This window comes from Lapidilactobacillus concavus DSM 17758, assembly GCF_001435835.1.
Lineage (GTDB): Bacteria > Bacillota > Bacilli > Lactobacillales > Lactobacillaceae > Lapidilactobacillus > Lapidilactobacillus concavus.
In genome coordinates this window covers 1-11,733 of record NZ_AZFX01000047.1, presented here as the reverse complement: position 1 = coordinate 11,733, position 11,733 = coordinate 1, and the positions used below count along the sequence as shown (strand labels likewise).

The window sequence follows — 11,733 nt, the reverse complement described above, 5'->3', positions numbered from 1 at the left end:
AGTGGTGAATCATAATTCCGTCGAATTATGATTCACCACTAATGTTAGTCAGTTTTGTTAGAAAAAAAGTCTAGAATCTCTGGCGTTGATCATCATCAACACCAAAAATTTTAGACCCAAAAAAGGTCAATAATCTCCGGTGTTGATCGTCATCAACGCCAAGAATTTTAGGCCCCTTTTTTACCGTTGAAACTAAAAAGCTGCCAAGGGAGTCTGATATAATGGAGGTATTCATATAGAAGGAAGACTTTAAACAATGGAAACAAAAAAAGTGATCGAGGACCTCATCGCTTTCCGTAATGACCGCGGTTGGCAGGACTATCACACGCTAGAATCGCTTTCGCGAGCGCTGGGCATTGAAGCCTCTGAAGTGGAAAAAGTGTTCTTGTGGAAACATTCTGATTCGGATCTGTCGGACCAGGAAAAGGACGACTTGAAGCTTGAGCTCGCCGATGTTCTTACCTACACGTACTATATGTGTGAGAAGCTTGGAGTGGATCCAAACCAAATCATCGAGGAAAAGTTGGCCAAGAATAAAGTACGACACTGGAAATTCGAGGAATAAGAAATGGAGAGTAAACAGATTGCATCGCCAGTAGTGTGTGAGGTCGCTTACAACGAAGCGAGCTTGGGCCAACTTGAGCGAGACCTGTCGGGCAACCGGGAGGGGGAACTGGTCTTCCAGTACCCAACGGTCTACATTGTGCATGCCGAATCGAAAAATGAGCTGACGGCCTATGTTGGCGAAACCACAGATATACGCAGGCGAACGGCGCAACATTTGGATGCGGACTCGGAGCACCGCGAGGACTGGAAGACGCTTAAAAAGCAGCAAAACGCCCAGATGATCGTGATAGGGCACGAACACTTTAATAAGTCCCTGACTTTGGATATTGAAGATCGCCTGATGCTGTATTTGACAGGGAGTCGGGGCGTTCAACACCTCAACAACCGACGCACGAATCCACAAGGAAAGTACTATCCTTCAGACGAGCGCAACGTCATTTTTAGCAAGATATGGCGCAAACTACATCAACTGAACAAAACTGCATTCCCGGTTGAAGAGGTCATCAAGGACTCGGCCCTTTTCAAGGCCTCACCGTTTCATGAACTCACTCCGGAACAGCAGGACGCCCGGCAGCTCATTCTGGAACGGGTCGCCACGGCACTTCAAAATCAAACCGTTGGTCAGCTGATCCTAGTTGAGGGTGAGGCGGGTTCGGGCAAAACCGTTTTGTTGAGTAGCATGTTCTACGAGATGATGCAGACATTGAATTCGCAGGGACGGCCAATCGTGTCTGAGGATGAAACTCACTTGGATGCGGCATTGTTGGTCAATCATGACGAACAGCTGAAGGTCTACGAGCAAATCATGTATAAGCTGGAGGTGGCCTCTAAAAAAACTGACAGTGTGACGAAACCGACCCACTTTATTCTTCAGCACACTCCAGAAAAACCGGTCGATGTGGTGCTTGTCGACGAGGCACACTTGTTGTGGACACAAGGGAAACAGACCTACCGAGGATCAAATCAGTTGCTCGATTTATTACGTCGTGCGCGGGTGGTGATTGCAGTTTTCGACCGTAATCAGATCATTGCCACAAATGGTTATTGGGAGCATCAGCTGTTAGATGAGCTTGAAAGGAAAGCACGTGCCCAAGGCAACCTCGTGCAGCTCAAACATCAACTTCGCGTCCAAGCCGGGCCTGAGGTTGAAAGCTGGTTAGATGCGCTTATTCATAAACATCAGGTTCTACCCATCCCTCAGCAGGATAAACGTGGTTACGAGATTCGTGTCTTCGATGATCCGGCAGAGATGCAGACCGCAATTAAGCAAAAAGCGAAAAACCAAGAAAGCGGCTTGTCGCGTATGCTTGCCACGTTTGATTGGCCATTTGTTCAGAACAAGCGTGATAAAGATGGCGATTACTGGAACGTGAGAGTTGGTAACTGGTCCATGCCTTGGAATAAACAATTACCGCTCATCGGAGCAAAGCGGCATTCTCATTCAGCACAGTTAGCGTGGGCGGAAATTCCTGAGACTATCGCGGAAGTCGGCTCAACATTCACGATTCAAGGTTTCGATTTGAACTATGCCGGAGTCATCATTGGACCTTCCGTCAAATTGAGAAATGGTCGAATTGTGTTTGACGCCAAATTCAGTTGTAATCCTCGGGCCAAGAACAAGCGCACATTGCAGGATGGCCGAGCAGCCGATGTTTCTCAAGAGTTACTGCAGAATGAGCTGAACGTTCTTCTGACGCGAGGGGTTCACGGTCTTTATCTCTATGCTGTTGACGCTGAGCTTCAGGCAGCATTGTTGAAAGCACAAGGCACATTAAGTACGTTGGATATGGTGGCAGAGCAATACGCAGACTATGGCGAAACTGAGAGTGATTAGAAAATGGATAACTCGAGATTCAAAATTCCCAAATTGCAAGAACAAGTTAGCCGTTGTTGAGGACAATCCCAGAACAGGCCGTTATCAAATAGAAGTTGTGGCGCTAGAGAGACTACTGGGCCATGCGGCGAACGCGCCGAGCTTCGGCCTCAAAGTTTTGCTGGGGTGTGCAGTAGCCCTGTTGTTTGCGAGGCAACTGATTCAAGCGGTCTTGCGTGGCCTGCACTTGACTAAGGCTAATGTCATCTAGGGACATGCCCTTAGGGAAGTCCTGGCGGATCATCCGGTTATGTGCCTCGTTGGTGCCACGGTCGCAGGACGTGTAAGGATGGGCGTAGAAGATCTCAGTTTCCGTCCCAGCAAAAGCAGTATTTAAGGCGGTGAACTCGGGTCCGTTGTCGGCTGTGATGGTCTTGATGCAAGCTCCCCATTCGCGCTTGATTCCACGCAATGCATAGCTCACAGAGTCTGCATCTCGTCCTTCGATAAAGCGGAGAAGTTGGCAACGGGTCTTGCGCTCGATCAGAGTCAAGATGACGCTCTCCTTGCCATTGCGTTTACCGACAATGGTATCCATCTCCCAGTGACCGAACTGCCTGCGTCGTTCAACGACCTTAGGCCGTTCCTCGATACTGCGGCCAGCCAGGCGCTTAGCCTTGGTGTGGTGCTGGTGAGAGGTCTTCCGCTTAGTCTTCTCCAACAGGTCGATATTTCGAATCTCTAGGCGTTGGTCGTCAATGTACTGGTACAAAGTCGAGGCACAAACAAGCTCTTCAGGAGTAAACAGCTTGTGTCGCTTGGCATAGCCGATTGAAGCATCCGGGGACCATTTGTCCTGCTTAGCTCGCTGTACGTACCAGGCTAAGAAGACCTGTACGCTGGCGAACTTGTCAGGACGATGGCAGCTCAAGCGTGCAGTCTCGTAAAGTGCCTGAGCAGCCTCTGGCAGGTATTGTCGATGGTAGACGCGCTTGCCATTACTCTTCTTGACCTGATCTACTGTACCTCGCTTGATTTCATTATTAATAGTCCGAGGGCAGACGCCAATTTCAGCTGCAATCCAACGATTGGACTTCCCAGCTTGGCGGAATTCGGCCACTTTTCCGCGTTCGAGTGATGTTAAGTGCTGACCTTTTTGGCGGTGTGTGCTATCCTGTTTCTGCATCAAGACAATATCCTCTTCCATTGTTTGTGTAGGAACTTCAATGATACAGGATATCTGTTCTTGATGTTTTTTATTGTCCAAAAAATTTTGAGACAGTGGCTAACTTGATTCTAAAATGCGCGTCTAAAACCGCATGACACACTTCCTGCATAAATTTTACGCCTAATAAGAACCCCCGGGAATAGAGACGTGGATTTAAACCACGAATCATCTCACCCCATCAAGAGACATCGCCTGGTAAGTCATGATGTTGTCTAAACACAGATAACCGTTGGTAAAGCATCCAGCGCCACCTTGATCATTTTTGCCCACGCCAAAAGCGCCAACCCCTTATCCGGGACTCGAAAAGGACCATCGCCGCACACGCAGCGATGGCCCTTTCCAATGGTACCGAGATTCTTGATTGAAAGTTAGCCCAGCTTTGACCACAGATAGAGACAGCAAATAAGAGTGATAGATCAGGAACGCTTTATCTCTGTAGTTTTGCTGGATATCTTGTCATTCACCAAATTCACCATGACTTCACTAATCTCATCAGGCGTTACCTCGCTAAGATTGATTTTACCAGCAAGAACTAACTCCATTAATTCCATGTAGGCATAGCCTAGGGTAACAGTGATTGTTGCACCCACAGTTCCTGATATTGAGCCCCCGACAAGCGTACCAACTCCGGGTACCAGTTTGAATAAAGAGGTAGAAACAGACTTGCCTGCAGCAATGGCACCTAGTATACCCATGGCAGCGCCCAAGGCCGTTTCTACTTTGAACTTATCAGTATCGACATCATAGATGGTTGTGATCTTGGCCAGCATCGTGCTTTCCGTCGCCATCATCAATGGGGTGTCGGCGAGTGGGATTGGCACGAACCCGGTGCCAAAATTTACGGCTGCAGAATTCCTAACCACCTTTGCCGCCTGCTTACGCTTTAGATCAAATGAAGGTTTCTGAGCATTAGCAAATGAGTTCTGAAGTGCCTCAGGTAAGAGCTCACCGGTCTTCTCAACGAGTGTCTCCAGCCCATACGCGTCAACGAACTCGTTCTTCTTGGCTAACACAGGAACAATCGTTAATGACGGTAAGTCCTGATGAATTGCCACCGACAAATCTTGAGCATCCTGCTTAGACGCCGCGTTAGTCAAGACGAGAATCACAGGAATCTGAAGATCCATAAAGTGTTTCATGAACTTTAGCTCTTCACCATCAACTCGCCGACCAGTGGCGTTAATGCAATACCAGAGGCAGTGAATATCGTCCTCTATCGTTTCAGTCTTCCTGGACTGCTTGACTATCTTATTGATTGCCAGTTGAGACTTCCACTGGGCCAAGGGATTCAACTCCAACCCAACAGTATCATAAATCCTGATTGGTGAGCTAGCAGTCTCAATCAGTGAAATTTTGTCCGTCACTGGTCGACCGATTCCTGTCTGAGCTAGTTCCGCACCGAAAGCCGCATTAATCAATGTAGATTTGCCCACACCGCTCTTACCCGCAATAATAATGTTGATTTTCTTCAACGCTTTGAAATCAGCTTTGACCTTATCTAGTGCTTCACTCAATATTTGGTCATAGTCAGGCTTGTTATCCATAGTGCCACCACCTCGAACGCGATTTTTTATAATCATATAACTGAATCAAATCTCTTTGGTAACTTCCAGTACTCTTTAATTATCTCTCTTTCAGCGTTCCATGACTAGCTTCGAAGCCTAGTTATCACCAAAATATTTTATCGAGTCTAACAACTAATTCGCAGGAGAACGAGCTTGCGTACAAGATGTACCCCGCACTTTCTGCCCACGCCAAGAGCGCCAACCCCTGATCTGAGTTGGCGCTCCCGCCTCCGTTGCCAGAGGCGCGTCCTATTTCTACTGGGATATGCCCATACCGTCCAGTTCCACCCCGGCTAGCTGCGCCTTCGGGACCCTTTCGGTCTCATCCATTCGGATTTTGGATAGATATGAATTGGTTGTCCTCCCACACGGCTTGAAAGCCCTCCTGTTGCCAGGATTTTCATAGCACAACCGATCGGCGGCTCAAAAGGTAACTTCTACTATGAAACCGAGTTAGGCACCGACAAGATGAGTGGCAAGCGCGTTCGCAAGAAAGGGCGGAAGGACAGTCAAGGAATGCCATTCAATACCGCGTTTGCCGCGAGCAAGGAGCTGACGCGGGTGAAGCGTGAATATCATGAGGCGCATGGGTTTACGAACTTCCGCATGACTTACCGCCAATTCATGAAGGACGCGTATATCCCAGCGTACAAAACTGACGTGGAGGAAAGCACCTTTGCCGTCCGTAATCGCAGCTTTGACATCTGTATTGCACGGTTTGGCGACCAGTTACTGCGCGACATCGACATCACTGACGTGCAGAACTTCCGCACGTGGTTGCTCACGGATGAGAAAGACGATGGTGCGGGCTACTCGCAAGGCTATGCTGGATTAGTGTTCGGCTGTTTCCGCAAGTCCCTTGACCACGCGGTGCAGATGCAGTACCTGTCCAGCAATGTGTCAAAGCGAGTTAAGGCGATTCCTAAGGCCAAGAGCAGTGTGCCGTTTTGGACGAAAGCTGAGTTTGAACAAGTTATCGCGCAAATCTGCATTGATGATGTATACGGGCACCTGAACTTCGTGATGTTGTGGCTGTACTTCCTGACTGGCGTGCGGGTCAATGAAGGAACTGCGCTGTGGTGGCGGGATGTTGATCTCGCCAAGAAGCAGCTACACGTTGACCACATGCTGGTGATGAAGAACCGGCATGACTGGGAACGCCACGACTACACGAAGACGGACAGCGGCAAGCGGATCTTGACGCTCGATGATGACACTGTGGCGATTCTGCGGCGATGGCGCGAGATACAGACGAGTTTCGGGCTGGGTGGGATTGATGACTTCATCATGACCTATGACGGCTTGCCGATGACCAAGTCGACGATTTCGCGGATTATCCACCGCTACGCCAAGTTGGCGCAGGTGCACCCGGTCGAAGGCAAAGGGCTGCGCCACAGTCACGCGTCGTATCTCATCAATGAGTTCAACGTCTCGGTGCTGGTGTTGTTAAAGCGCTTAGGCCACTCGTCACCTGAGATTACGCTCAAGCACTACTCGCACTTGTGGGGCGGGCTGGATGCTGACATCGCCGAACAGATTGCAGGCAACATCACGATCAAGACGGCGGGTCAGAATCAGGTGCGATTCGTGGGGAATCAGGCGGTGAAGTACGATCAACTAAGCCCCGCCAAACTCCCCGCCAAAACGGCAGTTGAAGCATAGAAAACCAGTAGTGACGCAGGTTAGCGCTGCTGAAGATACCCTCGAGTGGGAATAGACAGAATTAGCTTATAAACGTTGACATATCAACGTTTTGATGACTGACTACCCCGCTCGTGCAACTTCTGGTGCAAGTCCAGCGGTAACACCGTTGTTTTGAACCTGCGCCGCGTCTGATTTAGCGGTCGAAATTTCGACTAGACCATTCAGCCGTTTAGCGTTCTCAAAGTTCATATTCGGATATAAATGCCCGTAAGTTCCGAGCGTCGTCTGAATATCTTCGTGGCCGAGGCGTTCTTTAATCACCAGTGGGTTCTCATCCAGACTGATCAATAGCGAAGCATGTGAATGCCGTAAAGCATGAACGCGGATGCGATGGACTCCTGCCAGAGCTGCATGCCGCTTGATGATTCGCATGACCAGATCCCGGCGAGTAGGAACGCCGTTGAACGATAGAACAAAATCAGTTTTACACTCAAGCGCTTGTGCTTTCTTCCAATCGGAGAGAAGCTCAAGCGCTTTTGCATCCAGTGGAATCGTGCGATTGCTGGCTTTGGTCTTCGGTGTGGAGAAGGAGTAGTTCGTGTAGCTGCGTAACCACAGCGTCTTGTTGATCCGAACTGTGCCTTCCTCAAAGTCGATGTCGTCCCATTGCAGGGCGGTTGCTTCACCAATGCGCATACCAGTCATAAACAGAAACCAGAGAGTGAAGAAGCAGAAGTGCTGGTAGAAGTCTTCGATATAGAAGGTCTTAATGACCGCCTCGAATTCTTCCTTCGTCCAGAAGTCCACTTGGTTCTTCACTTTCTTAACGTTGCCGACGGTCTTGGTGGGGTTCTCATTCATGAAGCCGAGTACAATGGCTCGTTGAAAGACGCGTGATAGCATGCATTGGACTAAGCGAGTGTAACTTTTACTTACTTGACAGGTCATTTGGTTCTGCCATTTCTGTATGACCACCGGCTTAATCTTGTCCATGTACATGTGCTCAAACATCTTGAAGTGCTTCAAACTGGAACGCCGACTGTCGTAGGTTTGCGGCTTCACTTGGTTCTTGTACCACGGAAGAAAGAATTCTTCCCAGAATTGTTTGAATTGAATGTGTTGTTGGTCACGTTTCGCGACAACTTTCTCTACACTGCCACCGACCATTTCCTTGTAGGCTTTGCGTGCATCACGACGTGTCGTGAAGCCACCAACCTGCTTCTGGATCTTCTCACCTGTTTTAGGGTCAACACCGAGGTAGGCGCAGAAGTAGAAAGTACCATTCTTGCGTGTTTTGATTGGGTCTTTAGTTGTAGCCATGTTTTATTTCTCCTTTGGTGCTTCGGAGTGCATGGTTTTGGCGAGTTCCGCCAACGTGCGCGTGCTAATTTGGAGACCCAGTATTTCTTCAACAGCAGTTAACGGTACGCGTCCGAGCTTCGGGCTTTTGTAGTAGGGCACACCTTTGCGTACCATCAGCAGCTTAGCGCGTCTAATAATGTCCTGTGCGCGTGAGGCACCATACCCAAGAGCAACCAGTTCGTGTTTCGTCATCGTGATCACGTGAATCATATTCTTCTCCTTTCCGTAAATGATATTAAAGAATGGGAAAAGAAGAATGGGAAAATTCCTGAAAATTCGTTTGTTGCTTTACGAACTTATTGGTCAAAACGTTGGCCTAGTCAAGGAAAATTTGAAAACCTAGATGACAAGAAGCAAGCTCATTATCCTGGATGGGATTTAGATGCTTTGAAATTCATCTATGAACAACGGGGTGCCTCAGCAAATGGGCATGAAACTTTTGATACGGATACTGCTGTAAAGCAAGAACATGGCTTGATGGGTGAATATTATGTTCTTTCCCATAATCATTATCAGGTTGAATTATTAGCTAATTTGGATTTAGTTCCTGCTACTGGTAGTTATATTTTTATTTCTGTTCCCAAGGCTAAAAAGGCTCCTGGTTTTCCAGTTAGGGCGTTTGCAGTTTTACCTGACTGACTTAATAGGATTTTGGGTTCGGATACAAAACTAAAATAGCTCGTTCAATCTTCTGGGACAACCATTGAACAGATTATTGTGCCAATAATTCTGTTAGTAATTGTAACGACGAATAACCCGGTTATCTGTCAACTGTTGTTGGTAATTTTATATGGGTGCTTAGTCGTGCAACGGCTAGGCACCTTTTTTTATTCGGAACATTAAAGGTATACGTCATCTGAAGTCATTGAAGTTTAGTAAGCAGAGACCCTTAAGATTTCTTAAGGGTCTCTGCTTACTAGTTGATTGATAATCATCATATAATTTGGACAATGTTATTGAACTTTTGTAGGCATCCTCAGTTCATGAAGATAAGTCAAGTCACTAGGGTATACCCTAGTGGCTAGATTGGTTTAGTCAAACAAAAGTCTTAATTGATTCCTTATAAGAGCATATAATTCCATCATCACTACCTGTCCTGTTATAATTATGGTAAAGGTGGTGATGATTTGCGATTTATATTTAAGGTATTAATAGTAGTTGTTATTATCCTTGCATTTCCTTTATCCATAGTTCTTGTCTTTAAAAATTGGTCAACGGCTATTGGTACTAGTACACCCATGTTATTAAAGCTTGGTTGGTTGGAGCAGTACGAACCGATATACCTCTTTTGGAGTGGAGTAATTCTGGCGGTACTGTTAATTATTTTTTTGCTTATCACACTTTTTTGGCCACGGTCACAATCATTATATCTTCATCAAAAGTCTGATGGTCAAGTGACCGTCAGTAAGAAGGCTATTGAACATTTTGCGCTTTCAGCACTTCAACATGAACCCTTTATTGGCAACCCCAAGGTATCAGCTAAGTTATCACGAAAAGGGATCACACTTAAAATATCGGGTGATCTACTAAATTCAGTCAATGCTAAGAAACAGACTGCAAATTTTCTCAATCAATTAAAAAAAGATTTGCGTATTTGTCTTGGAATTTCTGAACAGAAAAAAATTAAAATCAGACTCGTTGATTTTAATGAGTTGGACGCTAATGTGCAACAATCTCGAGTTGTCTAGGAGGTGATAACGTGACCGAACTCATTAAAGCCTATTTTTGGCCACTAATTGGTGGAATTATGGGATTGCTCTTAGCGGTCCTTATCATCACTTTTGGATTTTTCAAGACGCTTTTTGTTTTGATTTTTATGGCAATCGGGATTACCGCGGGTTATTATATTCAAAAAACTGGTATCTTAACAAATGTTTTTAAATAACTGTTTGAATTATAAGGAGGAAAAATTATGCAGAATGGAACGCCAAGTGAGAAAACAACAACTAACGAAAAGTCTGGTATTAAAGGCAATTTAACATTTGATGATAAGGTTATTCAAAAGATCATTGGTATCGCACTTTCTGAGGTAGATGGCTTATTAACCGTAGATGGCGGCTTTTTCGCAAATGTTGCTGAAAAACTAGTTAATACTTCAGATGTCACATCAGGAATTGATGTAGAGGTTGGAAAAAAGCAGGTTGCAGTGGATCTCGACATTGTTGCTGAATACGGCATTGATATTTCTAAACTGTATGACAAGATCAAAAATGTTATCGTTCGGGAAGTAAAGAATATGACCGACTTAGAAGTAATTGAGGTAAATGTGAATGTTGTTGATGTCAAGACAAAGGAGCAACATGAAAAAGATTCGACTTCTCTGCAAGATCGCGTGAGCGATGCCACAGACAAAACGAAGGAAGCCATCAGTAAGGGCGCAAAGAAATCGAAGGAAACATTAGGTGACAGCGTTGATAAAGTAACGTCTGACAATAAATCTAGTCGTGTTAACTAAGGGAGTGAGTAAATATGGGACTTATTTGGTCATTAATCGTCGGGGCAATCATTGGTGCCATTGCTGGCGCAATCACTAACCGTGGTGCTGCTATGGGCTGGATTGCAAACATCGTAGCTGGTTTAATCGGTGCGTGGATTGGTCAAGGGCTCCTTGGCACTTGGGGCCCTTCGTTAGCTGGCATGGCATTGATACCATCGATCATTGGTGCAATTATTTTAGTTCTGATTGTTTCATTAGTTGTTGGTCGAACCAGTAAAAAGTAAGGGGGGGAATTTTATGGACGTCTTGAAAAATGTATTTAAGTTTATGATCGCTTCTACGCTCATTGTAGGTGGTGTCCTCATCGGCGGCACCGTCTTGGCTGCTAAGAAAGTAGATGGCATTGGTGATACATTGCAACAAAAATTACATGGATAATTAGCCAAATTTATCTGTATTAGGCTTCTTAGAACGTAAATAATTGAGGAATTGAAGATCAGTTAATCAATATTTAAATTTGGAAGATAACCCTTTATAAATATAGATTGGAATGTTTTTGATAATTAATCAAAGCAGGCACTTTTTTACATAGGTGCTTGCTTTTATTTATCTATACATTATGACCTAGCAGTTAAAAACTGTTTTTACAGATATAAATATAGTTTTCTTACTGATTCTTTAATTTTATATTTGGTTAAAGAGCTAGGCTGCCTGTATAATAGATCCAGTAGAGAAGTTAAGGCGGTGGCTATTTCCAATCGGAGGTGGTGCTTATGGTGTTAAACCTTTAAAGCCCATAAATCCTGACGAAAGAAGTAGCCTAAGTGTCCGTGTCGGACGCTTTACAATTAATGCTTGCTTTCGGTACTTTTATCGTGGCCTTAATCGTATTAATTGTTGAGCTGATCAAAAGTCAGCAAAAAAAATAACCGCCTTAGCTTGGCAGAGCTAGCGGTTATTTAATCGTATTAAGTTATGCCACCGTCTTTAACGGCTCTACATGGGAAGTCCTGTTCCAGCGGGGCTTCCTTTTTCTGTCTACATTATAGCATGATTATAACTTGGATTGAAGTCAATATTTGAGACAGATTTTAAGAGACATTCAGAACCGCGTTTA

13 protein-coding genes and 1 pseudogene are annotated in these 11,733 nt (G+C 45.6%); 10 read left to right on the top strand and 4 right to left on the bottom strand.

Features of this window, described 5'->3' with window-relative positions:
• Nucleotides 1-256 precede the first annotated feature (256 nt).
• Nucleotides 257-565: a nucleotide pyrophosphohydrolase gene (locus FC15_RS05265; protein WP_057824653.1), complete on the top strand. Its 309-nt coding sequence runs from the start codon at nucleotides 257-259 to the stop codon at nucleotides 563-565.
• Between the two features lie 3 nt (nucleotides 566-568).
• On the top strand, nucleotides 569-2,401 hold the full coding sequence (locus tag FC15_RS05260; protein ID WP_057824651.1) for a DUF2075 domain-containing protein: 1,833 nt from the start codon (nucleotides 569-571) through the stop codon (nucleotides 2,399-2,401).
• A 112-nt stretch (nucleotides 2,402-2,513) separates the two neighbouring features.
• Here FC15_RS05260 and FC15_RS05255 read toward each other — a convergent pair whose 3' ends face one another.
• Nucleotides 2,514-3,566 carry an IS30 family transposase gene (locus FC15_RS05255; RefSeq protein ID WP_057824649.1) on the bottom strand — a complete coding sequence of 351 codons (1,053 nt, stop codon included), beginning with the start codon at nucleotides 3,564-3,566 and terminating at the stop codon, nucleotides 2,514-2,516.
• A 458-nt stretch (nucleotides 3,567-4,024) separates the two neighbouring features.
• Nucleotides 4,025-5,152 (bottom strand): YcjF family protein, encoded by a 1,128-nt coding sequence (locus FC15_RS05250; RefSeq protein WP_057824648.1) that lies wholly within the window; start codon nucleotides 5,150-5,152, stop codon nucleotides 4,025-4,027.
• A gap of 417 nt (nucleotides 5,153-5,569) precedes the next feature.
• Here FC15_RS05250 and FC15_RS05245 point away from each other — a divergent pair, with 417 nt between their 5' ends.
• Nucleotides 5,570-6,835 carry a tyrosine-type recombinase/integrase gene (locus tag FC15_RS05245; protein ID WP_057824646.1) on the top strand — a complete coding sequence of 422 codons (1,266 nt, stop codon included), beginning with the start codon at nucleotides 5,570-5,572 and terminating at the stop codon, nucleotides 6,833-6,835.
• Nucleotides 6,836-6,937: 102 nt separating this feature from the next.
• Here FC15_RS05245 and FC15_RS05240 read toward each other — a convergent pair whose 3' ends face one another.
• Both FC15_RS05240 and FC15_RS05235 read right to left on the bottom strand, forming a co-directional pair.
• Nucleotides 6,938-8,137: a site-specific integrase gene (locus tag FC15_RS05240; RefSeq protein ID WP_057824644.1), complete on the bottom strand. Its 1,200-nt coding sequence runs from the start codon at nucleotides 8,135-8,137 to the stop codon at nucleotides 6,938-6,940.
• A gap of 3 nt (nucleotides 8,138-8,140) precedes the next feature.
• On the bottom strand, nucleotides 8,141-8,389 hold the full coding sequence (locus tag FC15_RS05235) for a DUF3173 family protein (protein ID WP_057824642.1): 249 nt from the start codon (nucleotides 8,387-8,389) through the stop codon (nucleotides 8,141-8,143).
• Nucleotides 8,390-8,398: 9 nt separating this feature from the next.
• Here FC15_RS05235 and FC15_RS05230 point away from each other — a divergent pair.
• The 7 genes and pseudogenes from FC15_RS05230 to FC15_RS09460 form a co-directional block, all read left to right on the top strand.
• A pseudogene (locus tag FC15_RS05230) lies at nucleotides 8,399-8,818 on the top strand (cyclase family protein); the annotation flags it as partial.
• A 488-nt stretch (nucleotides 8,819-9,306) separates the two neighbouring features.
• The gene (amaP, locus tag FC15_RS05225; protein WP_057824640.1) at nucleotides 9,307-9,867 is read left to right on the top strand and encodes an alkaline shock response membrane anchor protein AmaP; all 561 of its coding nucleotides are present in this window, start codon (nucleotides 9,307-9,309) and stop codon (nucleotides 9,865-9,867) included.
• 11 nt (nucleotides 9,868-9,878) lie between these two features.
• Complete coding sequence (locus tag FC15_RS05220) at nucleotides 9,879-10,064, top strand: DUF2273 domain-containing protein (RefSeq protein ID WP_003596522.1); 186 nt, start codon at nucleotides 9,879-9,881, stop codon at nucleotides 10,062-10,064.
• Nucleotides 10,065-10,091: 27 nt separating this feature from the next.
• The gene (locus FC15_RS05215) at nucleotides 10,092-10,634 is read left to right on the top strand and encodes an Asp23/Gls24 family envelope stress response protein (RefSeq protein ID WP_057824638.1); all 543 of its coding nucleotides are present in this window, start codon (nucleotides 10,092-10,094) and stop codon (nucleotides 10,632-10,634) included.
• A gap of 14 nt (nucleotides 10,635-10,648) precedes the next feature.
• Nucleotides 10,649-10,900, top strand: coding sequence for a GlsB/YeaQ/YmgE family stress response membrane protein (locus tag FC15_RS05210; RefSeq protein ID WP_003680323.1), 252 nt, complete (start codon nucleotides 10,649-10,651; stop codon nucleotides 10,898-10,900).
• 13 nt (nucleotides 10,901-10,913) lie between these two features.
• Complete coding sequence (locus tag FC15_RS09245) at nucleotides 10,914-11,054, top strand: hypothetical protein (RefSeq protein ID WP_081539454.1); 141 nt, start codon at nucleotides 10,914-10,916, stop codon at nucleotides 11,052-11,054.
• A 413-nt stretch (nucleotides 11,055-11,467) separates the two neighbouring features.
• Complete coding sequence (locus FC15_RS09460) at nucleotides 11,468-11,545, top strand: putative holin-like toxin (RefSeq protein ID WP_371861360.1); 78 nt, start codon at nucleotides 11,468-11,470, stop codon at nucleotides 11,543-11,545.
• The last annotated feature ends 188 nt before the right edge of the window (nucleotides 11,546-11,733 follow it).